Annotated in this window: 24 protein-coding genes and 1 tRNA gene; 12 read left to right on the plus strand and 13 right to left on the minus strand. The window is 53.3% G+C overall.

All coding sequences use genetic code 11. From position 1 onward, the window contains the following. Positions 1-61: 61 nt before the first annotated feature. From HC231_RS06920 to HC231_RS06930, 3 genes are all read right to left on the minus strand, one after another. On the minus strand, positions 62-460 hold the full coding sequence (locus HC231_RS06920; RefSeq protein WP_208230325.1) for an H-NS family histone-like protein: 399 nt from the start codon (positions 458-460) through the stop codon (positions 62-64). 611 nt (positions 461-1,071) lie between these two features. Next, positions 1,072-1,146: transfer RNA gene (locus tag HC231_RS06925), tRNA-Arg, on the minus strand. 94 nt (positions 1,147-1,240) lie between these two features. Then, positions 1,241-2,179 carry a formate/nitrite transporter family protein gene (locus HC231_RS06930; RefSeq protein WP_208230326.1) on the minus strand — a complete coding sequence of 313 codons (939 nt, stop codon included), beginning with the start codon at positions 2,177-2,179 and terminating at the stop codon, positions 1,241-1,243. Between the two features lie 367 nt (positions 2,180-2,546). Here HC231_RS06930 and mlaA point away from each other — a divergent pair, with 367 nt between their 5' ends. Both mlaA and mqo read left to right on the plus strand, forming a co-directional pair. Beyond that, positions 2,547-3,308, plus strand: coding sequence for a phospholipid-binding lipoprotein MlaA (gene mlaA, locus HC231_RS06935; RefSeq protein WP_208230327.1), 762 nt, complete (start codon positions 2,547-2,549; stop codon positions 3,306-3,308). A 373-nt stretch (positions 3,309-3,681) separates the two neighbouring features. Beyond that, complete coding sequence (mqo, locus tag HC231_RS06940; RefSeq protein ID WP_208230328.1) at positions 3,682-5,271, plus strand: malate dehydrogenase (quinone); 1,590 nt, start codon at positions 3,682-3,684, stop codon at positions 5,269-5,271. A gap of 60 nt (positions 5,272-5,331) precedes the next feature. On the opposite strand, the gene fadL is transcribed toward mqo, so the two are convergent. Further along, positions 5,332-6,645 (minus strand): long-chain fatty acid transporter FadL, encoded by a 1,314-nt coding sequence (fadL, locus tag HC231_RS06945; protein WP_208230329.1) that lies wholly within the window; start codon positions 6,643-6,645, stop codon positions 5,332-5,334. A gap of 514 nt (positions 6,646-7,159) precedes the next feature. Here fadL and HC231_RS06950 point away from each other — a divergent pair. From HC231_RS06950 to fadJ, 3 genes are all read left to right on the plus strand, one after another. After that, a complete protein-coding gene (locus HC231_RS06950; protein WP_208230330.1) occupies positions 7,160-7,456 on the plus strand; it encodes a YfcZ/YiiS family protein in 297 nt (98 codons plus the stop codon). Between the two features lie 208 nt (positions 7,457-7,664). Then, a complete protein-coding gene (gene fadI, locus HC231_RS06955) occupies positions 7,665-8,978 on the plus strand; it encodes an acetyl-CoA C-acyltransferase FadI (RefSeq protein WP_208230331.1) in 1,314 nt (437 codons plus the stop codon). Next, positions 8,975-11,164 (plus strand): fatty acid oxidation complex subunit alpha FadJ, encoded by a 2,190-nt coding sequence (fadJ, locus tag HC231_RS06960; RefSeq protein WP_208230332.1) that lies wholly within the window; start codon positions 8,975-8,977, stop codon positions 11,162-11,164. The genes fadI and fadJ overlap by 4 nt, the downstream gene beginning before the upstream one ends. 11 nt (positions 11,165-11,175) lie before the next feature. On the opposite strand, the gene HC231_RS06965 is transcribed toward fadJ, so the two are convergent. The 5 genes from HC231_RS06965 to HC231_RS06985 all read right to left on the minus strand — a co-directional run bounded on the left by HC231_RS06965 (position 11,176) and on the right by HC231_RS06985 (position 16,621). Further along, on the minus strand, positions 11,176-12,138 hold the full coding sequence (locus tag HC231_RS06965; protein ID WP_208230333.1) for a Csu type fimbrial protein: 963 nt from the start codon (positions 12,136-12,138) through the stop codon (positions 11,176-11,178). A gap of 4 nt (positions 12,139-12,142) precedes the next feature. Further along, positions 12,143-14,539 (minus strand): fimbria/pilus outer membrane usher protein, encoded by a 2,397-nt coding sequence (locus HC231_RS06970; protein WP_208230334.1) that lies wholly within the window; start codon positions 14,537-14,539, stop codon positions 12,143-12,145. A gap of 25 nt (positions 14,540-14,564) precedes the next feature. Then, positions 14,565-15,350: a fimbrial biogenesis chaperone gene (locus tag HC231_RS06975; protein WP_208230335.1), complete on the minus strand. Its 786-nt coding sequence runs from the start codon at positions 15,348-15,350 to the stop codon at positions 14,565-14,567. An 18-nt stretch (positions 15,351-15,368) separates the two neighbouring features. Further along, entirely contained in the window at positions 15,369-15,896 is a 528-nt protein-coding gene (locus HC231_RS06980) for a Csu type fimbrial protein (RefSeq protein WP_208230336.1), read from the minus strand. Between the two features lie 179 nt (positions 15,897-16,075). Beyond that, complete coding sequence (locus HC231_RS06985; protein ID WP_208230337.1) at positions 16,076-16,621, minus strand: Csu type fimbrial protein; 546 nt, start codon at positions 16,619-16,621, stop codon at positions 16,076-16,078. 846 nt (positions 16,622-17,467) lie between these two features. Here HC231_RS06985 and sixA point away from each other — a divergent pair. Continuing rightward, on the plus strand, positions 17,468-17,953 hold the full coding sequence (gene sixA / locus HC231_RS06990) for a phosphohistidine phosphatase SixA (protein ID WP_208230338.1): 486 nt from the start codon (positions 17,468-17,470) through the stop codon (positions 17,951-17,953). 42 nt (positions 17,954-17,995) lie between these two features. On the opposite strand, the gene smrB is transcribed toward sixA, so the two are convergent. Further along, positions 17,996-18,532 (minus strand): endonuclease SmrB, encoded by a 537-nt coding sequence (smrB, locus tag HC231_RS06995; RefSeq protein WP_208230339.1) that lies wholly within the window; start codon positions 18,530-18,532, stop codon positions 17,996-17,998. A 170-nt stretch (positions 18,533-18,702) separates the two neighbouring features. Here smrB and prmB point away from each other — a divergent pair, with 170 nt between their 5' ends. From prmB to HC231_RS07025, 6 genes are read left to right on the plus strand one after another with little or no spacing between them, the layout of a single operon-like run. Then, positions 18,703-19,635 carry a 50S ribosomal protein L3 N(5)-glutamine methyltransferase gene (gene prmB, locus HC231_RS07000; RefSeq protein WP_208230340.1) on the plus strand — a complete coding sequence of 311 codons (933 nt, stop codon included), beginning with the start codon at positions 18,703-18,705 and terminating at the stop codon, positions 19,633-19,635. 46 nt (positions 19,636-19,681) lie between these two features. Continuing rightward, positions 19,682-20,767, plus strand: coding sequence for a chorismate synthase (gene aroC, locus HC231_RS07005; RefSeq protein WP_208230341.1), 1,086 nt, complete (start codon positions 19,682-19,684; stop codon positions 20,765-20,767). Between the two features lie 6 nt (positions 20,768-20,773). Continuing rightward, a complete protein-coding gene (gene mepA, locus HC231_RS07010; RefSeq protein ID WP_208230342.1) occupies positions 20,774-21,604 on the plus strand; it encodes a penicillin-insensitive murein endopeptidase in 831 nt (276 codons plus the stop codon). Between the two features lie 3 nt (positions 21,605-21,607). Continuing rightward, positions 21,608-22,408 carry a sulfite exporter TauE/SafE family protein gene (locus tag HC231_RS07015; protein WP_208230343.1) on the plus strand — a complete coding sequence of 267 codons (801 nt, stop codon included), beginning with the start codon at positions 21,608-21,610 and terminating at the stop codon, positions 22,406-22,408. Next, on the plus strand, positions 22,408-22,971 hold the full coding sequence (locus HC231_RS07020) for an elongation factor P hydroxylase (protein WP_208230344.1): 564 nt from the start codon (positions 22,408-22,410) through the stop codon (positions 22,969-22,971). Before HC231_RS07015 ends, HC231_RS07020 begins: the two co-directional genes overlap by 1 nt. A gap of 34 nt (positions 22,972-23,005) precedes the next feature. Continuing rightward, positions 23,006-23,293, plus strand: coding sequence for a YfcL family protein (locus tag HC231_RS07025; protein WP_208230345.1), 288 nt, complete (start codon positions 23,006-23,008; stop codon positions 23,291-23,293). A 57-nt stretch (positions 23,294-23,350) separates the two neighbouring features. On the opposite strand, the gene HC231_RS07030 is transcribed toward HC231_RS07025, so the two are convergent. The 3 genes from HC231_RS07030 to HC231_RS07040 form a co-directional block, all read right to left on the minus strand. Next, positions 23,351-23,662, minus strand: coding sequence for an AzlD domain-containing protein (locus HC231_RS07030; RefSeq protein ID WP_208230346.1), 312 nt, complete (start codon positions 23,660-23,662; stop codon positions 23,351-23,353). Then, the gene (locus HC231_RS07035) at positions 23,659-24,309 is read right to left on the minus strand and encodes an AzlC family ABC transporter permease (protein ID WP_246494799.1); all 651 of its coding nucleotides are present in this window, start codon (positions 24,307-24,309) and stop codon (positions 23,659-23,661) included. The genes HC231_RS07030 and HC231_RS07035 overlap by 4 nt, the downstream gene beginning before the upstream one ends. A 294-nt stretch (positions 24,310-24,603) precedes the next feature. Then, the gene (locus tag HC231_RS07040) at positions 24,604-25,461 is read right to left on the minus strand and encodes a helix-turn-helix transcriptional regulator (RefSeq protein ID WP_208230348.1); all 858 of its coding nucleotides are present in this window, start codon (positions 25,459-25,461) and stop codon (positions 24,604-24,606) included. Positions 25,462-25,495: the final 34 nt, after the last annotated feature.

Below are 25,495 nucleotides of genomic sequence, written 5' to 3' on the forward strand. Positions count from 1 at the left end.
GTTTCTAAGGGCCTATTGAGCGGCCCTTCCACTGTATATTTCCGCCGTACTAGCGCAAGCGTTAGATCTCAAACTCTTCCAAAGTCTTCCCGTTTTCAAGCGCGGCGGCGATGGTTTTGGGAGTACGGCCCTGGCCGGTCCAGGTTTTTTCATCGCCATTCTCATCAATATATTTATATTTAGCGGGACGAGGCGCGCGCTTGGCTTTAGTCGGTTTAGGTTTTATACCTTCTAATAATTCAGCCGGATCGATACCGTCTTCCAGAAGCTTGGCGCGTAAGGCTTCGATTTTTGCCTGACGTTCAGCCTGTTCTTGTTGGATCTTCGATTCTTCTTCACGGCGATCTTCAACAATGGCGGTAAGCTTCTCCAGTATTTCTTCCAGTGTTTCCAGAGAGACCTCGCGGGCCTGCGCTCGTAATATACGAATATTGTTTAGTATTTTGAAGGCTTCAGTCATTTTTTTCCATCCTGATGGTTGAAAGGACATAAATAGCATACAAGATATTTTATAATAAAACGAGATTGAGTAATCGGTATATACAAATATTTTTACGCCGGATGACAGCATGGGACGAAAACCTATTTTCAGTACACCTCAGTCGAGGCTTTGACCGCTTTTCTATTTTTGTTAATGGATAATTACGTGAATAAAAAAGGATGCGCAAAGTGTTTAACATAATAGAGCAGAGCGCGCGCTCTGTTAGCGGTTGTTTGCTTGGTTGGGGGCTGAGAGTAACTTTCGTGCGGTTTCAGGATATGAAGTATGAATATGTAATCATTCTGGCAACCATATGAAAATAAACATGCCTTAGTATCATTGACGGTAATTTCTCGGCTCAGTGATGGGAGTTGATCCGCTAACTCGGTTATGTTATTAGCGCCTAAATATTAGACCTCAAACCTTATTATTACTTCCTTGTATATGTACGGATATATATCTTAAGTCTAACCGCGTTTAGCCGTTGTTATGGCTCCGGCGCTTCAGGTTCAATAGAGCGTTATGCCCGCATGAGGCGTTATAAGAAGGACTAATCAATTCTGACGAACATCGGCGTGTTTGAAGGCTGATGGCGTCCCCAGCAGGAATCGAACCTACAATTAGCCCTTAGGAGGGGCTCGTTATATCCGTTTAACTATGGGGACGCAAAACCGGGGGTATTATACTCATTTTAGTTCTGAGAATAAGCGCCTAACTGCTCGTTTGCTTAAACTGTCAGCAGTCAGGCCTCTTTTTTTATTAACGCGGGGGGCGTTTTTCCTGCCCGGACGTCTCTTGGGCGGCGTTATTGCTCATGTCGTTGCGGGTTTGGGCGTGGCTAATCAGGGCGAAAATAAAAGTGCCGCCGATGATGTTGCCCGCCAGCGTCGGCAGAGCAAAAGGCCAGATGAAGTCCTGCCAGGCGATTTTGCCGATAAACACCAGGTAAAAAATTTCCGAAGCGCCGGCAACAATATGGGTGAGATTACTGAATGCAATCATCCAGGTCATAATGATGATGACCCATATTTTGGCTGAACCGGAGTGCGGCAGCATCCAAACCATGGTGGCGATAATCCAGCCGGAGACGACCGCGTTGGCGAACATTTCCGTCGGTGAATTTTTCATTACCTTCATGGAGATCTCAATCAGCGCGTCGCGGGTTGCGCCGTCAAATACCGGCATATGGGTGAACGCCAGTGCGGCCAGCGCCGTTCCCACCAGGTTGCCCGCCAGCACCAGTCCCCATAAGCGGAACAGCAGGTAGAAATTATGGCGCGCCGGCTTGTGCATAACAGGCAGCACCGCGGTAACGGTATTTTCGGTAAACAGCTGCTGGCGGGCCATAATGACGATCACGAAGCCAATGGTGTAGCCAAAACTTTGCAGCAAAAAACCGCCGGGAACGCCAACCAGATTAATATGCAGCATTCCGATAGCCATGAAAGAGGTGCCCATGGATAGGCCGGCGGCGATAGCCGACCAGAAAAGCGCCAGGGCGTCACGTTCCAGTTCTTTCTGTCCTTCCTGACGAATTTCTTCATGTATGGCGGCGGCGGGGGAGGGGAGCATCGCTGCATTAAGTTCGATTTCTTTTCCCTGGCTCTTTTCTTTGCTTTCTACTTCAATGCTTTTCTTATCATGATGATGTTGGTTCGCTTTCTCTTTATGGGGGGATTTTACTGACGGATGACTCATCGGTACTCTCTCTGTTGTCCTCTTTATTGTTATAAGCGTAGTCGTTTTCAACCTGTGCGGCGGCGTTTGCGTTATCACCCGCTTGCGGTCCCTATGCTATTCTCGTCAGGCCGGCAGGGGGAAAGTGTTGCGGCTGGCTGCTAAACTGTGCGTGACGCCGGTATTTCGGTTATATGACGATGGATTGAGGATCGTCTGATAAATACCTGAAAATGCACAAGCTAGCGTAGAAGCGGGGCAATAAAATGTTACACTGTCGGGCGATATTCCGCCCTTTGCTTCCCATCCTGATGGGCCGAGCAGGTTCTGGGAATGCCCCATTCTCAGCCTCGGGTATAACGCAAGATAATCAGGGAGAACAAAAAATATGAATTACCGCCTGAGCGGGGTGCTGCTTGCCAGTTTGTTACTTATCGGCTGTGCCAGTTCCGGGGATCGGTCTCAAGAAGGGCGTTCAGACCCGCTTGAAGGATTTAACCGTACCATGTTCAGTTTTAACTATGACGTTCTGGATCCGTATCTGGTGAGGCCGGCGGCCGTTGTATGGCGAGATTATGTGCCATCGCCGGCGCGTAATGGGTTAAACAATTTCTTCGGCAACCTATCTGAGCCGGCGACAATGGTGAACTACTTTGTCGAAGGCAAACCGTATAAAGCCATGGTGCATTTCAACCGGTTTTTCCTGAATACCCTGTTGGGGATGGGCGGTTTGATTGATGTGGCGTCAATGGCGAATCCCAAACTGGCGAAAGAGGAACCCCGTCGTTTCGGCAGTACGCTGGGTAATTACGGTATGGGCTATGGGCCGTATGTGGTTCTACCTGGTTATGGCAGCGCCACAATTCGTGAAGACGGCGGCGGCGTGGTGGATACGCTTTATCCGCCGCTGAGCTACCTGACATTCTGGATGTCGGCGGGTAAATGGGTGCTGGAAGGGCTGGAAACACGCGCGCAACTGCTGGATTCCGACGGACTGTTGCGTAATTCTTCCGATCCTTACCTGATGGTGCGTGAAGCCTATTTCCAACGGCATGATTTCCTGGCCGGCGACGGGAAAATCACTCCGCAGGAGAATCCCAATGCCGCGGCGATTGAAGATTCTCTTGGTGAAATCGACTCCGCTAAGTAAGCGTATTATCTTTTCGTTCTGCTAAGGCACCTTCGGGTGCCTTTGTCTTTTATAAAATGCTGTTTAGCGCCGTTCCCGCCGATACACAAAAGTCTTTGTTTCACAAAAGTTATTTCATTGTTGATGGTTTATTTACTTACAAAAGTGTCATTTCTCCCCACAGGTAACAATAATGTTACACCGGCAGCCGGTATTGGCGCCCTTTGTGCTGAAAAGAGTCAGCCAATTGATTTTTTTGTTAAAATCCTTATTAACAAAAGGGTCATGAGCGACAATTTTTTGCTACGGGGATGATGATTGCGCTGGCGGCAAGGGATGCCTGGAAAGTCTATTTGCCTGCAATTATAAAAATTCAATGAATAGAGATATAAGCATGAAGAAACTACTCACTATGATTTTATGCCTTGGTGTGGCTGGCGTTTCTCAGCAAGCGCAAGCAGCGGCGGAAGAAAGTAATGCAACCGAGAAAACCACGGATGTTGTGCTGATTGGCGGCGGGATTATGAGTTCGACGCTGGGCACTTATTTGCAAGAGCTTCAGCCGGACTGGTCCATCGACATGGTCGAGCGTATGGATAATGTGGCGGAAGAGAGTTCCAATGGCTGGAATAACGCGGGAACCGGCCACTCGGCCTTTATGGAGCTGAACTATACTCCTGAAAATCCTAATGGCCCGATTAATATCAGCCAGGCGGTGGCCATCAGCGAAGCATTCGAAATTTCGCGCCAGTTCTGGTCATATCAGGTCAAAAACGGCGTTCTTCATAACCCTAACTCTTTTATCAACAGCGTTCCGCATATCAGTTTTGTCTGGGGAGATGAAAATACCCGTTTCCTGAACCAGCGTTATCAGGCGCTGCAACACAGTACGCTGTTCCGCGGTATGGAATTCTCCGACGATCCGAATACGATTAAAGAGTGGGCTCCCCTGATTATCGAAGGCCGCGATCCGGCGCAGAAGATCGCCGCCACGCGTATGCCGATCGGTACTGACGTCAACTACGGTGAAATTACCCGCCAGTTGGTTGATTCGTTGAAGAACAAACAGAATTTTGCGCTGCACCTCAATTCTGAAGTCAGGGCTATCACGCGTAATGCGGATAAAACCTGGAGCGTGACTTACGCCGATTTGAAAAACGGCGAGAAGGAAACGGTCATCAAAGCCAGGTTTGTCTTCATTGGCGCCGGCGGCGCCGCACTGCCGCTGTTGCAGAAATCCGGCATTCCCGAAGCCGATGCCTATGGCGGTTTCCCGGTAGGCGGCGAATTCCTGGTGACGGATAATCCCGACGTGGTAAAACGGCATATGGCGAAAGTCTATGGCAAAGCCTCTGTAGGCGCGCCTCCGATGTCGGTTCCCCATCTGGATACCCGTATTTTTGACGGCAAGCCCGTCGTGCTGTTCGGGCCATTCGCCACTTTCTCCAGCAAATTCCTGAAAAACGGCTCGCTGTGGGATCTGATCGGTTCGGTGACCTTCTCCAACGTCTTGCCAATGACGCACGTCGGGCTGGATAATTTCGACTTGGTTAAGTATTTGATCAGTCAGGTGATGATGAACGACGACGACCGTTTTGCCGCCTTGCAGGAGTATTTCCCCGACGCGAAGAAGGAAGATTGGAAACTGATCGTTGCCGGGCAGCGTGTCCAGGTCATCAAGAAAGACGCGGATAAAGGCGGGGTGTTGAAGTTGGGCACCGAAATCGTCAGCTCGCAGGATGGTTCAATCGCGGCTTTGCTGGGAGCTTCTCCGGGCGCTTCCACCGCTGCGCCGATCATGCTGAACCTGATGGAAAAAGTGTTTAAAGATAAGGTCGCTACGCCGGAATGGCAGGCCAAGCTGAAGGAAATCATCCCTTCCTATGGTCATAAGCTGGATGGAAATATTGAAATGACCAACGACATTCGTCGTTACACCAGCAGCACCCTGAACTTGAACTACATTGAAGTTAAACCGGAATAACGGTTGAAAGTATCCCTTTAAGGCCGCGTAAGCGGCCTTTTTTACATCCTGAATGAGGAGTTAGAACGCGTAGTTAAGATTTACGCCATACAGCCAGGCTTTCCCTTTTGAGGTGAACTGATAGCTGGGCGACCCTGCCTGATCGGAAACCGATTCATTAATCGATACTTTCTGTCCGTGCATATAGGAAACGCCGACATCGACCGACGCGTCTTTATTAAAGGCGTAGGTAGTGCCTGCGCTCAGCCAGAAACGGTCCTGATCGGGGATTGAGATGGAGCGTTTGTCCGCCGGAACCGGACTGTCGTCAAAAGCGATGCCGGTACGGAAAGTCCAGTTGTCGTCATGATAATAGGTGGCGCCCAGGGCGATACGGTAAGCATCGCGGAAGCCCTCTTCTTTGCGGAATAACGTCTGTCCGTTGCCGCCGGCGGCCCTTAACTCCTGGAACTGGCTCCAACTGGTGTAAGCCAGGCTGTAATGCACCGCCCATTGCGGCGCGACGCGATGGTAAGCCGAGACTTCCCACATCTCCGGCAAACTCAGTCTGAGTTCGCCAGGGATGACGGCGCCGCCCGTGCCGACGGGAGGGCCAGGCACAATCGCCGGCAAATCGCTGCGATAGTCGCCGTTGAAATCAATATTGACTTTGGAGCGGTAGGTCAGCCCGAAGCGGTGTTTTTCATTCACTTCATACAGGATCCCGGCGTTCCAGCCGTAGCCCCATTCTTTGCCTTCCAGATGCGCCACTTCGGACGACGGGCCCGCCACGATACCTTGCAGCCCGCCCATTGACGCGGGAATGTTGGCTAATTCGCCCGCGCGGCGCACAATTTTCGCATCGGCATAGACGGCATTGACGCCCAGCCCAAAGCTGAAATGCTGATTCAGACGATAAGCGGCGCTCAGATTGAGATTAGAGGTGACCAGATCGGTTTGCCCGCCGATGGTGCCTGCCGGGTAATTATCGTTAAACTCGGTCGCCAGGCCGTAGTTGGTCACCGCGGAAGCGCCGATGGCCCATTTATCGTTTAGGGGCATAATAAAATGCAGGTTCGGCACCCAGGCGTGCGGAGCGATATTTTTCGCGCTGGTATCCTGACCGGTAAGTGAGTTTTCGCCTTTTACGTCAATATCGGGATTAATGTAGGTCACACCGCCAGAGAAAGCAGGGCGATCAAATAGGGTCATGGTCGCCGGATTACGGCTAGCGGATGTCGCATTATCCGCTATCGCCGCATCGCCGGAAAAAGCGCGTCCCAGTCCGGATGACGAATACTCATTAAGTTGAAAGCCGGCAGCGGATGCATTGGCCGATATTATTGTCACTAACACAGCAATTGAGGATTGTTTTAACGGGTTTTGGGGACTCATAACCAAAATCTCTATATAGGGGCGGTAATTAACATTTGTTACTCGATGTAACAAGGGCCGCGCATTGTAGGGGGCGGATTCGGCTTGGCAAATCAGACCAGTTGGCAAAGTATATGTATGGAATACTTTGTTGTTAATAAAATGTATTGTTTATGTGTGTAAAATGATAAGAAACAAGATCGCCATAACATTACGGCTGTTTTTGTCGAGAGGAAGTTACGGTAATTTCACAATGACATAACTCTGGAATGTGACGAATATCACTAAATGCCCCTATGGACAGTAAGTTCTAGTGCTATGGCGACTCGGTGAGTAGAATAGGAACGAATAATCGTTTTTTTGAACCGGATCATATCTGCATATATACCCAATAGATTTCAAGTTGCAGGACAAAACGTTATCGTTTTGAACAACGCGAAGCGTTGGCCCTTTATGGGCGAGGCTCACGGATGGGCCGAGTGCCTGCGGCTTGAAAGATGAAGGGTATAGGTTACTGCCCGTAGAGGAGCAAATAATGACGAACTCGATCAACAAATGTAGTGCTGAAGAAACCGCCGCTTGCTGCTGCGTAGATGTTGGCACGGTGATGGATAATACCGATTGCACCGCGTCGTACAGTAAGATTTTTGCCGATCGCGCCGAGGCTGAAGCGATGCTGAAAGCGTTGACGGACAAAGCCCGTTCCGTGGAATCCGAACCTTGCCAGATCAACAGCAAACTGGACGCCGTGGAAGGCGGAGTGAAGCTGGACATTGATTTTATCTTTAGTTGCCAGGCCGAAACGATGATCTTTCAACTGGGCCTGCGTTAATTTGCGCGATGTTTATGGGGGCGGTACAGCGCCCCCATTTTTATTCTCTCTCTGCCTGCTTCCTCTCTCCCTCGCCCATTATTTCCCTACGTTGATGCTCACACTTTTGTACTGCGCGCGTTTGCGTAATGTAACTATCTGGTTAACAATGAAATCAGGTCTGACCTGCTGTGCGGCTATTTGATTTTCTCAGTTAGCAGGAGCGCTTATGAGTGAGGTGTTACCACTGAGAACCTGTCGTGGCGATCGCGTGGCGATTGTGAGCGGGTTACGCACTCCGTTTGCCCGTCAGGCAACGGCCTATCATGGCGTCTCCGCGCTGGAACTGGGCAAAATTGTGGTGAGTGAGTTGCTCATTCGTTCCGGCATCGCTCCCGAACTGATTGAATTACTGGTTTTCGGCCAGGTGGTGCAAATGCCGGAAGCGCCCAATATTGCCAGAGAAATCGTGCTGGGAACCGGCATGAGCGTGCACACCGACGCCTACAGCGTATCCCGCGCCTGCGCGACAAGTTTTCAGGCTGTCGTCAATGTCGCTGAAAGCATTATGGCGGGGACTATCGACGTGGGGATAGCCGGCGGCGCAGACTCTTCTTCAGTGCTGCCGATCGGCGTGAGCAAGCCGCTTGCCCGGATACTGCTTGATCTGAGCAAGGCGCGCACGCTGAGCCAGCGTCTTAAGCTGTTGACCCAATTACGCCCCAGGAATTTATTGCCGGTAGCGCCGTCGGTGGCCGAGTATTCCACCGGCCTGCGGATGGGCGATATCGCCGAGCAGATGGCGAAAACCTACGGCATCACGCGGGAAGCGCAGGATGCGCTGGCGTATCGTTCTCATCGGCTGGCGGCCCGCGCGTGGGAAGAGGGCAAATTGCGTAATGAAGTGATGACGGCCTATGTGCCGCCTTACTTACAGGCGCTTGGCGAGGATAACAACGTGCGCCGAAACTCGGCGCCGGAGCACTATGCCCGGTTGAGCCCGGTTTTTGACCGCAAGCACGGCAGCGTAACGGCGGGCAACAGCACCCCGCTGACGGATGGAGCGGCGGCGATCCTGATGATGAGCGAGTCCAAAGCCAGACATTTGGGTTTTACTCCGCTGGGTTATCTGCGCAGCTATGCCTTCAGCGCGATAGGCGTGCAGCAGGATATGTTGTTAGGCCCGGCCTATGCATCGCCCGTTGCGCTGGAGCGCGCCGGAATTAGGTTGTCCGATCTGGCGTTGATCGATATGCACGAAGCGTTCGCCGCCCAGACGCTGGCGAATCTGAAGATGTTCGCCTGTAAGGATTTTGCGCGCGACAAACTTGGACGCGGCGCTCCGCTGGGCGAAGTGGATATGGATAAATTCAATGTGCTCGGCGGCTCTATTGCCTACGGGCATCCGTTTGCGGCTACGGGCGCGCGCATGATCACTCAGACATTGAATGAACTGCGTCGCCGCGGAGGCGGTCTGGGACTGGCGACCGCCTGCGCGTCGGGAGGATTGGGCGCGGCGATGGTACTGGAGGTGACAGCATGAGCGAGCGGCAACCGTTATCAGCCCCGTCGGAGAACGTTTCGGCTTTTTCCCTGACTATTCGTCCGGACAATATCGGCATCGTCACTATTGATGTCCCAGGCGAAAAGGTCAACACGCTGAAAAGCGAATTCGCCGGGCAGTTCAGGAAGATCCTTGAGCAGGCCCGGCAGCATCTTTCGCTCAGGGGGCTGGTGCTGATTTCCGCCAAGCCGGATTCGTTTATCGCCGGCGCGGACATCGGTATGCTGAATCGCTGCGCCAGCGCGGAGCAGGCGGAAAATCTGGCGAAACAGGGACAGGATACGTTCGCATACCTTGCCGCGCTGCCTTTCCCGGTGGTTTCGGCCATTCACGGCGCCTGTCTGGGGGGCGGATTAGAGCTGGCGCTGGCCTGTGATTATCGGGTGTGTTCGCTGAGTGATAAAACGGTATTGGGCCTACCGGAAGTGCGGCTAGGTTTATTACCCGGCTCCGGCGGTACGCAGCGTTTGCCCAGGCTGATCGGGGTGGATAACGCACTGGATATTATCCTGACCGGACGGCGTATTCGCGCGCGTCAGGCGGTAAAACTGGGACTGGTTGACGACGCGGTGCTGCACAGCATTTTGCTGGAAACGGCAACCGGGATGATCAAACAGGGAAAACGTAAAAAAACCGCGCCGCTGAACTGGCGTTCCCGTGTGCTGGGCTGGCCGGTGATCAGGCGGTTGTTATTCAAATTCGTCAAAATTAAAACGCGGGCCAGAACCCAGGGTAATTATCCGGCCGCGGCGCGCATTATTCAGGTGATTCGCCGGGGAATGGAAAAGGGCGCGGAGGAAGGCTACCGCCAGGAGGCCAGAGCGTTCGGCAAGCTGGTGATGACGGCGGAGTCAGCGGCGTTACGCCGCCTGTTTTTCGCTTCAACCTCGTTAAAAAGGGAGTCCGCCGCTGCGGCTGATGCGCGGCCTATCCGCCTGGTCGGGGTTCTGGGGGGCGGATTGATGGGCGGCGGCATTGCCCATATAACCGTCATGCGCGGTGGTTTACCGGTCCGGATTAAAGATATTAATGAACAAGGCGTTAACCATGCGCTGAAATATAGCTGGCAGTTGCTGACGGCGCAGGTTCGGCAAAAACGCATGAAGCCTGGCGAGCAGCAACGGCTGATGGCGTTGATTTCCGGCAGCACGGATTACCAGGGATTCGAATATACCGATATGGTCATCGAAGCCGTATTTGAAGACCTGCCGCTGAAACAGCAGATGGTGGCGGAGGTTGAACAACACGCCGCCCCGCATACGATTTTTGCGTCCAACACCTCATCATTGCCTATTCATCAGATCGCACAGCGCGCGCGCCGCCCGCAACAGGTGATCGGTCTGCACTATTTTAGCCCGGTAGACAAGATGCCGCTGGTCGAGGTTATTCCTCATGCGCAAACCAGTGCGGAAACGATCGCCGCTACGGTGGCGCTGGCGAGAAAGCAGGGAAAAACGGCGATTGTGGTTGCCGATCGCGCGGGTTTCTACGTTAACCGCATACTGGCGCCGTATATTAATGAAGCGGCCTACTGTCTGCTGGAAGGCGAACCGGTCGAGTCTATTGATTATGCGCTGGTGCGTTTGGGATTTCCCGTCGGCCCGTTAACGCTGCTGGATGAGGTCGGCATTGATGTCGCCACTAAGGTGGTTCCGGTTCTCAGCCAGGGACTGGGCGCGCGCTTCAAATTGCCTCCCGCGTTTGACGCCATTTTGCAAGACGGCCGCAAAGGGCGAAAAAATGGTAAAGGATTTTATCGATATAACGAAAAACGCCGCTTTTGGCGCGCTGAAAAAGAAGTGGATAACGCCATCTATTCGCTGTTGGGCGTGACCCCGAAAGCCCACCTCGATCCTGCGCTGATCGGTCAGCGCGGCATGATGATGATGTTGAATGAAGCCGCTCGCTGTCTCGATGAAAACGTGATTCGCTGCGCCCGCGACGGGGATATCGGCGCCGTGTTCGGCCTCGGTTTTCCGCCGTTTCTGGGCGGCCCTTTTCACTATATGGATCGCCTCGGGATGGAGACGGTGGTGAAAGCGTTGCAGGTATTGCAACAGCAGTATGGCGATCGCTTCGCGCCCTGTGAACGCTTGCTGACCATGCGGGAAAATCAGCAAACGTTTTATCCGGCCCAGGACGCCATTCCCGCGGGTTCCCCGTAATGAAGGGGAGCCTAGTTAATGGTCACGGTTACCGTGACGGTATCGGTATAGACGCCCGCCGGCTGGTTGGCCTGGGCGCTATTGATGCGTGCGGTATAGGGAATACTCTGCACCAGTCCCAATCCGGTGGCGGTGTAGTCGGCATTTTCGGTCCAGGCGATGTTGTCCCGATAAATCTGGTATTGCAGATAATATGGCGTGCCGTTTACGCTGGCCGTCATTCTGCGCCAGTTGTCATCATCGGGATGCGTGCTGGTCAGCTTCACCGTATAGGCGCCGTCTTTGGTGCAGTTCACGCCGATGCTGCTGCTGATCGGCGGAAAATCGGCGGGCAGCGCCGCGATGCCGAAATTAATATCGGGGGCGCTGGCGATCAGGCAATCGTTGGTGATGGTCATCGACAGACTCAGCGTGGATGTAATGGTGCCTTCGCTGTAAACGCATAACCCCAACACTCCGACGCTGCACACTTTGTAATCCCATTTGATCGTAATGACATCGGTATAGGTTCCGGCGGCGACGTTATTGCCCACGCTGGTTTTGATGTAGATGGGCAACGTGCCGTCGGAGGCATTGAACAATCCCAGCAGCCCCAGAAAGGTGGTCTCGCTCCAGGTATTGCTGGAGCCGATGTCGTAGAGCGATGCGCAGCCGGAATCCATGCACAACGTGTAGGGAATATAGTCGCTGCTGCTGTCGCGGCGTAGCCGCATGGTGTTGCCGGCGGCATTGGTGTCGCCGATAATCGTCGCCGTGATGGTGTTGGTGCTGATGAGACTCAGAAGACTGCCGCTGCAACTGAACCCGCTGCCGGAGGTGACTATCTGCGATGTGCCGTTGACGCCTACGACGGAAGAGGCGTACGGACCGAGAACCGTGCTGCTGGCGGGCGCCGTGCAGGCGGAAAATCCATACGGCGCGACGCTCAGCCCCAGCAGCAGAACGACGATGCGTAATAGCGAACTCTTCAGCATGGTTTTATCCTTTATTGTCTATTTGGCAGGTCAGCGGGCCGATACTCGCCATCATGGTCAGGTTTTTGGGCAGGGTGAATTCAACCCGGCAGGTCCGACCGTCTTCCTGTTTAAACCGTAAACGGTTGACGGCGCCAAGATTGGAAAAATACACCAGCCCATCGTGGCCGCTGATGGTCGTAGCGCCGCTGACCTCCTCGGTAACCCAGGTGCCGATAGCCAGCGGCTGGCCCTGGCTATTGCGTAAAGCGACATTGGCGGAAAGCACCTGATGGACGGGGAAAGTCACGACGATACCGCTGCCTTCCTTGACCGAAATGCGATCTTCCACGCGGGGTGTTTCCACATTGGCGGGAAGCGGCAGCGGATCGATGGCCACATTGGCCGAGTAGTTGGATGTCACCCAGGGCACCAGCAGATGTCCGCGCCGGTTGGTTACTCCCACCAACTGGTTTTCGTACTTGACCGGCACCCCTTCGTAGCCTTCGGTATCGACGATGATGAAGGCATCGTTAATACGGTTGCTGGGAAATAGGCTGCCGTCCATATAGATCAGCGAACCGCTGCTTTCCCCCCACTGCGTGGTGTTGCCTTCATTACCGTAGACGCCGCCCTGCAGCAGATTGTAAGGGCCGCGCCAGCTCAGCGAGCCCTGGTGATAAGGATTTTTCCCCGCGGCGTAAGCCAGGTTCCAGCCGAACCCGCCGTCGGTAGGGGCGGCGCGGGTGACCCCCAAGCGGGGAGCGTAATTGCTGTTCGCGTCACGCTGCACGCCGGCGTTGATGGTGTCGCGTGAGCCAAAGGGAACAACCAGTTGGATTTGCGCGCTGTAGTCATTTTCTCCCAACGTTTTGTTGAGCGCTGCGTAGATCGAACTGTTTTTCCACAACTGACGGCTATAAGACAGGTTCAGTAATTTGATGCGCGAACGATCGGACGAGGTGATATCGAAATAGCCGACGCCCAGCGTGCCGTTTCCCTTGCCGAACAGCTGGGTGCTCAGCGTGGCCTGATTGCTCTCGCGGCTGAGGGGCATATCGCTGTAAATGGTGGTCAGATCGCGATACGACGGGTTGCGTTTGGCATGTTGCAGATTCAGCCCGAACAATTGGGCGTAATAGGAATATCCCAGCGTGTATTGTTGGCCGCTGGCGTTTTTTTCGCTTTGGCTGTACGACGCGCTGACCGTTCCCCAGCGGCCAATGGTAAAATCGGTGCCTGCGCCCGCCAGATACAGATCCTGCATCGCTTCCGCATGGCTGGAAAGCGTCAGCCAGTTGGTGAGGCCGTAACGATAAATGCCGCTGAAAGCCGGGGTGGAGGAATAGGCATCATTCCTGAACCCGTAGTCCTGGCGCAGCGCGCCCACCGATAAGTCGAAATCGCTCAGTCCGGCGCGCAGCAGTTCGTTGGATACATAAAACGGGATGGTGGTGGACACCTGCCGCCCCTGAGCGTCGGTGGTAATGACCGTCGCTTCGCCGGCGCCGTTGAGATACGGCGTATTGGTTAGCGTGAACGGGCCGGGATTCAGGTTGGTGCTATTGGCCCTATACCCATTGATAAACAGATCCAGCGTGCTGGGAACCGCCGCCGAGCCGGTGTACTGCAACATCGGATAGGTCACGATGTCGGGGCGCAGACCAAAATTGCGGCTGATGCGCGCGCCGCCCATGCGCACGGAATTGCTCCAGGTCAGCGAGTTGCTGACCAAATCCCCCACCTGATAAGTCAGTACGCGATCGCTGTCGCTGTAGCGCCAGTAAGTATCGAAGCGTCTATAGCCGTCGGGCTGGCCGCCGGCTCCGCTTTCGGTTCTGAAGTTGTAAATGCCGGTATTGGACACAATGCCATAGTCGCTAAACAGGCGCTGTTCCATTAGGGTATTCAGCGTGTCTGCGCCGCCGGACGGGGCGGAGTAATAGGCGTTATAGTTAAATAACATCCCCACGCTGCTGCGTGGTCGGATACGTTCCGAACCGATAGCGCCGCCCTCGACGCTCTGTTCGGGGAGCCAGGAAGGCGGTACGGTCAGTTTTAATCGCTGTTGACTGGGATCGTACTCCGCTTTAACCCCTGGCAGTTGATTGACATTAACCTGTCCCCAGGTTTTTTTCGGCAACCTGATTTTATTTTCTTCCAGTACCGAGGCATCTACATAATAATTTCCATTACGATAATTAACCGGTACAACGATATTATTACTCTGATCGTTGACGACAAGAGTTAAATAATAAACGGCTTCATCAATTGATGGTCGGACTCGCGGCGGCGGCGGCAGATCGGAATATTCTTCCGCATAGGACGATGCAGAATAAAGAAATAATAGACAGACGGCAGAGGCCAATAATGCGTGAGATATCGCGATGGCATATTTTCTCACATTAATGACTATCTTCATTATATCCTTGCTAATAAAGAGCACGTTATTTACGTTTAATCAGAACCGGTTCGGCAATATCGGATAAATTGGTAAAAAGCTGCTGGGAGCTTCCCGGCACCGCGGCGCCCGCCGGCAGCGGCCAGCGCATTTCCTGTCCGGGCAAGACATAGCCCAGAAAACCGCTGGTCATGGTGATTTTATTGCTGGCGCCGTCCGGCGTCGTCGACCAGTACACATTACTGAGCCGGGCGTGAACCCGTCCGTTATTACGCAGGGAAAGATAGGGTTTCCCCGCAACCGACACGATACTCCAGTACAAATCTGGCCGAATCGGACCATCAATGGCGCGTTTTTTACCGGGACGCTCCTGCGTCCATATGCCTTCGCCGTCAATAAATAACGGCAGTAGATAGCGCATTTGAAACTGCAATCCCATTTTCGGCGTTTGCTGATCGCGATAGGGTTCGGCGATCTCGTCAATAATGATGCGATAAGCGCGTTCGGTATTGGCCGGCGCCGGGGTGGTGCGCATCAGCCGAATCATATGGCGCTTGCCGGGATCGAGCGAGGTGAAGGGCGGCGTGGCGATGACGTCCTGCTGTTCGGCATAGCGATCTTTAAAATCCACCTGCTTCCAGGCCATAATCCGGATTTGCATTCCCACGGGCGCGCTGCCCTTGTTTTCCAGCCACAGGGCGGAGGCGTTTTCATCGGACTCGATAACCTGATAAATCGGCCAGACGAGAATATTGCTGGCGGCGAAACAACGCGCGGCGCTGAACGCTAATATCATAATAACTAATTGAATAATAATGACTAATTTCTTCATGTTTTTATTATGCCTATTTTAATAGGTCACACTGACGGTTACGCTATCGGTATATTCCCCTGCCGGCGGCAGCGGCGCGGCGCCGAAATATCGTGCATACACGGTGTAGGTCTGCGTGGCGGCGGGAAAAGATGAAATGCTCATCGCCAAATCACCGGTTCCCCATACCTGCGTACGCGACGCGTCGCGATAGAGCTGGTATGGAAGCGAACTCGTTCCCGTCGTATTCATGACGTAGCGCCGCGAACTGTTTCCGCCGTGCAGCCCATAGTCCAGTTCGATGGACACCGTTATGCCGGGCGTGCAAGTCACGACAATCGATCCGTTTCCCGCCGAACTGGCCACGTCAACATTGGCCACGGCGGCGCTTTGCGTACCGAAATCGATGTTTCCCAGATCGGATATGCTGCTGCCGACGTTATTGCCGAACGCGCATCCTTTCTGAATTTCCGCGCCTACGGTAAAGGTGCTGCTCACGGTCAATGCCCCGGCTGGAGCGGCGGCCAGCGGCAGCAAGGCGATGAACAGCATTGGTCGGCATGACATTCTGCTTTCCTGCCGTTAATCAAGGGGGGCAGTAATAACGGGGACATCGGGCCGAAAAGGGCGAGGCTGCTCCCACTGCCTGACGGCATAAGGGAAAAATTCGGGCTGCATTGGCGCTTCCTTGTGATTTAAGCATCATAAAAAAGGCCAAAACCAAACGGTGATGGCCTTGAATATCACTACCATTCAACGGTGGCGGCAACCGTATCGGTATAGGTGCCGGCGCTCGGCGCCAGGATAGTTTGATCCGAAGGCAGAATACGGGCATGAACGGGAATGGATTGCGCGCTCCCGGTGGCGGTGAGGGCGATGCCGTCGGCGTCGTTCAGCGGTATTTCCGTGGTCATATTGGCGTCGGTATATAAACGATAAGGAATATTGTAGGTGCCCCCGCTTGATGCCAGGGTTCGTAGCGAGCTGTTGTCGTTTGCCCCCGTACCGATGCGCACGGTTGCGGGCGTGCCGGTTGAACAGGTTACCGTTAATCCGTTGCCGGAGGTGCTGGTCACCTGACCGTCAATATTGGTGGCCAGACTATCGTGCGTACCGAAATCGATGGTGCCCCATGTGCTGCCGCTACTGGTGCCGCTGTCCACCGCACACGCGGTGGTAATGGTTAACGTCACTCCGATGTTGCCAGTGACCGTTTCGCTATGCGCGACTGAAGCGCCGCCCAGCGTAAATAACGCCACCAGGGGAGGTAAGAGCGTTTTCTTTGCATTCATATTAACTCCTTTATATTTAACCGCATTTATTTCACCAGTAATAAGAAACAGGCCGAATAATTCATCGGCATAGCTGTCGTTTCCCGTTGCTGGTGGCGTATTAACCATTTATTAATAACGATAAAGATAATCATTATTATGAATAATATTAATCGAATGGCTGAGCTTTCTGTGTTTACAGCGTATTTTGATTTTTCTTCATGGTGAAATAAAAAGTACCGCAAGGAGACTAATATGAGGTTGATATATTAATCGTAGCGTTCCACATAATTAATAGTGGCGAAAGCTCTTTATGATGCCAATGGCTATTTCTCCGCGTCTGCTGATTCAATTATCTGTGACGGGATTTTATTTTTGTTTAATAAAGGTATTAGCCTATTAAAATAAAGATAGAAGCAGAATGAATGTTTAACAATGTGTGCATATTGATATGTAATAAAAAAGTTTAAAAGATAATGATGTTGCTATTTTATGTGTTTTTATCCCTTATTATTGGTTTTTCATAGTGTTTTAATCCAAAATCATGATCTTTATCTCTGCCTTGGCTAAGGGGGCGCGAGCGGATGTTCGGTGAGCTTGAGATGGCGTTTGAAAGCGGCTACCGGCTTATCGTGGGTTGATTTTTGTGGAAATAACCTGCTCGCCGCCGCTTGCCATACTTGGCGAACCTGCGGGGGTTACGCTAAAACGCTCCCTTTATTTAGTGATTAAATTTACAACAGGAATCTGTAATAATACCCTTTCGTTGTAAGCTGACATTGTATCAGGCTGGCCTGTTGTACATATCAACTTATTGATTCGTAATCGTTTTGATTACAATATTTGTCATCAACAAAGCGGTGTGATATGCAAGTTTTGATTATGCGTCATGGTGATGCCGTGCCTGATGCCGCCAGCGATTCGCAGCGGCCCTTGAGTGCGCGCGGTTATGATGAATCGCAGAAGATGGCGTTTTGGCTGAATACCCAGGGAATGAATATCGATCGCATTCTGGTTAGTCCTTACCTGCGCGCGCAGCAAACGTTGAAAGCGGTTAGGGATATTTTGTCATTGCCGGTGGAAGACGAGTGTTTGCCGGAGCTAACGCCCGGCGGCAATGCCAAATTAGTCAGTTATTATCTACAGACGCTGGCAAAGGAAGGGACGGAATCGGTGCTGATTATCTCTCACCTGCCATTGGTCGGCTACCTGGTCGCGGAGTTATGCCCAGCTGAAACGGCCCCCATGTTTGCGACCTCGGCCATTGCCTGCGTAAATATTGATGAGCAATCGGGCAACGGCGTGTTTGACTGGCAGGTCAGCCCGTCTCAGCTAGAACGGAAGATTTCATAACAAGGCGCTTCTTGCCAACCGAAGGCGCTCCCGCCCAGGGGGCTACGAAGGCGCATCCAGGGCGACGAGCACCAGTAACGCGGCGCTCCCGCCAAACTCCTTGGGCGCTTGGTGAAACGCCAGCACATCGGGATGTTGCGCCAGCCACAGCGGCGTCTGCTGTTTTAGAATATGTTTGCCGTGACCGTGCATAACGCAGGCGCAATAAACATGTTCCCGGCGGCAGGCGGCCAGCAGCGCGCCCAGTTCCTGTTTGGCCTGCAATTGCGTCAGACCGTGCAGATCGAGAAATAACTCAGGGGAATAATCTCCCCGCCGCAGTTTCTTCAATTCATAGTGGTCGACGCCGGGGCGAACGTAGCGGGTCGGGCCGTCGCTTTCCAACTGCGGCTGAAATTCGTCTGAAAAATAAAAACTGGCGTCGACCTGCTCCTGCAATGCCCGTCTGGGCGGCAACTCGCTGAGTTTGCGGCGCGCCGGCTTATGGAGATAGGTATCCTGGCGCAGCTTTTTAGCGCCGGAGACTGAAGCACGAAACAGCTGTAATTCTTCGTCATTCAGTGAGTATTTATTCTTCATCGGTTTGTCACTCTACATCAACATTCCGCCAGTTTACCTTTTCTCTGTTCCGCCGCTAAATAAAAGTCTGCTAAACCTTAGCTCGGCAGGTTATAACTGCTGATTTGTCGCGGGCTTCATGGCAAACTAGGCGTCAATTTTCCATTCGGATGTGTCTGCGGAGGATAACCTTGGACAAAATTTTCGTCGACGAGGCCATCAACGATCTTCATACCATACAGGATATGTTGCGTTGGGCCGTCAGCCGGTTTAACGCAGCCAATGTCTATTATGGTCACGGTACGGATAATCCCTGGGATGAAGCGGTTCAGCTGGTTCTGCCCAGTTTGTTTTTACCTCTTGATATTCCAGAGGATATGTATACCTCGCGTTTAACTTCCAGCGAGCGTCATCGCATTGTCGAACGCGTTATTCGCCGGGTAAATGAACGCATCCCGGTCGCCTATCTGACCAACAAAGCCTGGTTCTGCGGCCTGGAATTTTATGTCGATGAGCGGGTTTTGGTGCCGCGTTCGCCTATCGGCGAATTAATCGGCAATTACTTCGGCGAACTGCTGCCGAAAGCGCCCGCACATATTCTGGATATGTGCACCGGCAGCGGCTGTATTGCGATTGCCTGCGCCCAAGCTTTTCCGCAAGCGGAAGTCGACGCGGTGGACATCTCTGCGGATGTGCTGGCGGTGACCGAACAGAACATACAGCAACACGGCATGGAACATTGCGTTACGCCCATCCGTTCCGATCTGTTCCGCGACTTGCCCGCCATCCAGTACGACCTGATCGTGACCAATCCGCCTTATGTCGATGAAGAAGACATGTCGGATCTGCCGCAGGAATTCCGCTATGAGCCGGAATTGGGGCTGGCGGCAGGGAGCGACGGCCTGAAACTGGTGCGCCGTATTCTGGCTTGCGCGCCGGACTATCTCAGCGATGACGGCGTGCTGATTTGCGAAGTGGGCAACAGCATGGTGCACTTGATCGAGCAATATCCCGATATCCCGTTCACCTGGCTGGAGTTCGACAACGGCGGAGACGGGGTATTCATGTTGACCAAATCTCAACTCGTTGATTGTCAAACGCATTTCAGCATATATCGTGACTGATTCGATACATAAGTTAAAACCATTATTGATACGCTAAGGAGTTGTGATGGCAGGCAACAGTATTGGGCAGTTTTTCCGCGTCACCACATTTGGTGAGTCTCACGGAATTGCCCTGGGCTGTGTGGTTGACGGCGTACCGCCAGGGATCCCGCTGACGGAGGCCGATCTGCAACACGATCTGGATCGCCGCCGCCCAGGGACGTCCCGTTACACGACCCAGCGTCGTGAACCCGACCAGGTTCGTATTCTCTCGGGAGTATTTGACGGCGTAACCACCGGAACCAGCATTGGCTTACTGATCGAAAATACCGATCAGCGTTCTCAGGATTACAGCGCCATCAAAGACGTTTTCCGCCCAGGTCATGCCGATTACACCTATGAACAAAAATATGGTCTGCGTGATTATCGCGGCGGCGGCCGCTCTTCGGCGCGAGAAACCGCGATGCGGGTCGCGGCCGGGGCGATAGCGAAAAAGTATCTGCAACAGCAGCACGGCGTGAAAATTCGCGGCTATCTATCCCAGATCGGCGATGTGGCCTGTGAGCTGAAAGATTGGGATCTGGTTGAACAGAATCCTTTTTTCTGCCCGGACGCCGACAAATTGGATGCCTTGGACGAGCTGATGCGGGCGCTGAAAAAAGAAGGCGATTCCATCGGCGCCAAGGTCAGCGTGGTGGCCGAGTCGGTTCCCGCCGGGTTGGGTGAGCCGGTATTTGATCGTCTTGACGCCGATCTGGCGCACGCCCTGATGAGCATCAATGCGGTGAAAGGGGTGGAAATTGGCGACGGCTTCGCGGTGGTGACGAAACGCGGCAGCGAAAACCGCGATGAGATTACCCCGCAGGGTTTCCAGAGCAACCACGCCGGCGGCATTTTAGGCGGCATCAGCAGCGGACAGCACATTATTGCTCATTTGGCGTTGAAACCGACGTCCAGCATTATGGTGCCGGGAAAAACCATTAACCGTCAGGGCGAAGCGACGGAAATGGTAACCCGCGGACGTCACGATCCCTGCGTGGGGATCCGCGCGGTGCCGATTGCCGAAGCGATGATGGCGATTGTATTAATGGATCACCTGCTGCGCCAGCGTGCGCAGTGTGGCGATGTCGAAAGTCAGGTTCCCCGCTGGTAACACATAATGAAAAAAGGGTTAGTTGGGTTTATCGCGTTGGTATGCTGCGCACCGCTATGGGCGAAGACCCCCTGGCAGGAAATAACGCACCCGGTTGCGGGCGCGCCTCAGGCCATCGGCAGTTTTTCCAATGGTTGCATCATCGGCGCTCATCCGCTGCCGCTGCAGTCGCCGGATTATCAAGTCATGCGCGTCGATCAGCGGCGCTACTATGGTCATCCCGATCTGCTGGCTTTTATTTCCCGCCTGAGCGCAACGGTTAAGCGCCGTACGGCCGCCAATGTATTGATTGGCGATATGGGGATGCCGGCCGGCGGGCGTTTTAGCAGCGGCCATGCCAGCCATCAGTCCGGCCTGGATGTTGATATCTGGCTGCAATTACCGAAGCGGCGCTGGAGCGAGCAACAGCTTCTTAAGCCGCAGCCTATCGATCTGGTCGCGGGAAATGGCCGCCAGATTAATCCCCGCGTTTGGCGGCCTGAAGTGGCGACGCTGGTGAAGCTGGCGGCGAAAGATAGCGAAGTGACGCGCATTTTCGTTCATCCGGCGATAAAAAAACAGCTGTGCGTCGAAGCGGGTCAGGATCGTGACTGGCTACGCAAAGTTCGTCCGTGGTTCGGCCACCGCGCGCATATGCACGTTCGTCTGCGCTGTCCGGCCGATAGCCTGGAGTGTCAGGAGCAGGCGCCGCCGCCCCAAGGCGATGGATGCGGCGCTGAGTTAACCAGTTGGTTCCAGCCTAAGCAGCCGGGACAGGAGCAGCCGGTCAAAACCTCGCCGCCGCCTTTACCCTCTACATGTCAGTCTTTAGTCGATAAGCATTTTGCAGCGGAATAATTTATGGATTGGTTTGTTGTCGGTCCGGAAATGCTGGGCATTCTTTTTTTGGTCGCCGTTCTGGCTGGATTTATAGACTCTATCGCCGGTGGCGGCGGTTTATTATGCGTACCGGCTTTGCTTGCCGTCGGGCTGTCGCCCGCGCAGGCGCTGGCGACCAATAAATTGCAATCCGTCGGCGGTTCGTTTTCAGCCAGCCTCTATTTTATCCGCCGCCGGGCGGTTAATCTGGTCGAGCAGAAGCTGGCAATCGCCTTGACCTTCATCGGTTCGACGTTTGGCGCCTGGCTAATCCAGCAGATTCACGCCGATTTTCTGCGGCAGCTGTTGCCCGTGCTGATTATTGGCATCGGACTCTATTTTTTGCTGTCGCCGAAGATTGGCGATGAAGACCGGCAGCGCCGTCTTTCCGGGCTGCCTTTTGCCGTGATTGCCGGCGGCTGCGTCGGGTTCTATGACGGTTTCTTTGGTCCGGGAGCCGGCTCGTTCTATGCGCTGGCTTTTGTCACCTTGAGCGGTTTTAATCTGGCGAAGGCGACGGCGCATGCCAAAATCCTTAATTTCACCTCTAATTTCGGCGGGCTGCTGTTTTTTATGCTTGGCGGTAAAGTGGTGTGGGGGCTGGGCGCGGTGATGCTGGCGGGGCAGTTTATCGGCGCGCGTCTCGGCGCCAAAATGGTGTTGAGCAAGGGGCAAAAGCTGATTCGCCCTATGCTGGTGATTGTTTCCGCCATCATGAGCTGCAAACTTATTTATGACAACCATGGGCATGACATCGCACATTGGCTGGGGCAATTTTTCTGATGGCGACAAAAACAAATACGAGTACGCATCACTATCAGCAGTTAATCGATATTTTTAATGATTGCTTTAGCGAAGAGTACAACACCCGCCTGGTCAAGGGCGATGATGAGCCAATCTATCTGCCGGCGGACGAGCAGGCGCCGTATCATCGGATTATCTTTGCGCACGGTTTTTACGCCAGCGCGCTGCACGAAATTTCCCACTGGTGCATTGCCGGCGAAAAACGGCGTTTGCAGGTCGATTTCGGCTACTGGTATTGTCCCGATGGGCGCGACGCCATGACTCAGTCTCAGTTTGAGTCCGTTGAGATCAAGCCGCAGGCGTTCGATTGGCTGTTCTGCGCGGCGGCGGATTTTCCGTTCAACGTCAGCTGCGACAATTTGAATGGCGACGTCGAGCCGGATCGCATCGCTTTTCAACGCCGGGTGCATGCGCAGGTGATGCAGTATCTGCAGCAGGGGATCCCGGCGCGGCCCGCGCGCTTTATTAATGCGTTACAATCGTTTTACAATACGCCGCCGCTGACGGCCGAACGCTTTCCCTATCCAGCCGATCTCTGCTGAATCGCGCTGAAAACCGATTAACTGAGGATGATAAATGATCGCAGAATTTGAGGCGCGTATTCTGGCGCTGATTGATGACATGGTGGAGCATGCCAGCGACGACGAACTTTTTGCCGGCGGCTATCTGCAGGGTCATTTGACGGTGTCGGTGGCGGAAGCGGAGGAGAACGGCGAGCATACTCCCGAAGCGCTTTATGCGCGGGTCAGCGGCAGCATTGATAAAGCCATCAAAAACGGCGAGCTGTCTCCTCCGGATCAAGCGCTGGTGAATGATATGTGGGAAAGGCTATTCCAGCAGGCGATGAGCCGGAAAACGCATTAAAGGTATGGTTCTACTGTTCCGGCGGGGGCGGCCCGCCGGAACGGATAGCGTTGTTTTTTAAAACCACGCGCATAACAGATAAAAGAACAGCAAACTGACCAGAACGCAGATAACCATGCTGCGGATAAAAAACGCGATAACGGCGCTAAAGATCGCTCCCCAGAAATAAGGATTATCGGGAAACGGCCGTAAATCTCCCTGGGCAAACAGGATCACGGGGCCGCAGATCGCGCTGAGCAGACAAGGCGCCGAGTATTTCAGCGCGTCATGCGCTAGTCCCGGCAGTTTTACCGGCGTTCGGGGTTCAAGAAAGATGTAACGGTTGAAAAATACGATCCCGGCCAGCGCGCACAGCAATAACCAACTCATACTTCCTCCCTCGCTATGCGCGAGACCATGACGGAAAACATCATTCCGCAAAGACCGGAAATAATAATCGCCCCTTCAATATGATAGTAAGACAGCAGCATAGAGCCGAGCAGCGAAAACAGCACGCCGGAAAAAACGCTGAGACGATTAATCATCGGTACGATTAGCGTAATAAAGGTGGCGATAATTGAAAAATCGAGGTGATATTTTTCCAGATCGGGAATGGCGTTCGCCATAAAAATACCCAGCAGTCCGCATATATTCCAGCAAAGATAAAATACCAGTCCGGCGCCAATCAGATAACCCGGCGTCAGCGTTTCTTTATTCTTTTTCGCCATGCTCAGCGCAAAGAGTTCATCCGTAAGCAGAAAACCGATTGGAATACGGTAACGGGCGCGTAATAGGGAAACGAACTCCCTGAGCGTCAGTCCGTAAATAAAATGTTGGGCGGTCAGAAAAAAGATCGAGACGACGATGGTAAATAAGCTGGCCCCGGACATCAGCAGGCCGAGAGTGACGAGCTGCGCGGCGCCGGCAAAGATGATGGCGGACATTCCGACGGCCTGCCATAGGCTCAACCCGGATTGTATCGCCATGGAGCCGGCCAGGATCCCCCATGGAATGACCGACAGGCACAGCGGCAACATCGCCACCGCTCCGGCGGTAAAGCCATGCCATGGGGACGGCGTTTTATTGTCATCCGGCGATAACACGTCAGCCTCAGGCGTATTCATAGATAATCATATCCTCAAAAAAAACGATGAATGCAGCCTACGGCGATAGCGTAATAATGTATTGAATAAAATTGCTCAGTATACTCGTCATACTTCACGTCGCAGGTGCGTTGGCCGCGCTCAGCCACCCGAATCACTTACCTGACGGGATTCCTTCTCTTGCCGCCTTCCTGCAACTCGAATTATTTAGCGTATAAATAAATGCCGCTAACCTTTTATCTGATAATTCGCAGGGAAATTCAGCGAGCGTATAAATTCGCCCGGCGTGATGCCCAGGGCTTTTTTAAAGTGCCGATTGAAATGACTTTGATCGGAAAATCCGCACAATGAGGAAACGGTTAATATGCTGTGTCCCGCCAGTAATAATGATTTAGCTTTTCGCAGCCGGGCATGAACTAAATAAGCGTGCGGCGTCATGCCCACCGTTTTTTTAAACTGGCGTAAAAAATGCCACGGGCTGAGCGTCGCGATATTAGCCAGTTCGATCAGCGACACATCCTGTTCGGGGCAGGCATCGATTAATGCTTTAACGTTGGCGATATGGTTAGCGGAATCCGGTAAGTCGCGTTCGAAGACACGGCTTTTCCCATATCGCATGATCAACCAGGCCAGCGATGAGAAGAGCAGCGTTTCTTTCAATAGCGAGTTGCCCTCCTGCGTTAATAGAGTAAATGTCAGAAGCAGTTGCTCCGACAGACCGGGATCGTGCACCACCGCATCTGGAAACCAGGGAATCGCCCCCTGGGATTGTTGAAGGTCGCGGGAAAGGGAACGCAGCAAATCAAGGGTGGGGTAAATCGCCCGATATGACCATCCGCCGGCCACGGCTGAATGTCCGGTATGAATTTCATCGGCGTTCACCAAAATAATGTCGCCTTTGGGCGCTACGTGATCGCCGCCGGTGCGATAAAAACGCTGCGCGCCTTCTTCAATGACGCCGATACAGAAATTTTCATGCGCGTGGCGGGAGAAACGCTGCTGTTTGTAATGCGCTTGCAGCATTTCCAAACCGCCGAACTCTTTAAAATGGCGAAAATGGGCTTGTTCCTTCTCTTTCTCCGCCATTGAGCGCCTCCCGTGATTTTGCCCGTTTGGTATA

This window comes from Brenneria izadpanahii (assembly GCF_017569925.1).
GTDB classification, from domain to species: Bacteria; Pseudomonadota; Gammaproteobacteria; order Enterobacterales; family Enterobacteriaceae; genus Brenneria; species Brenneria izadpanahii.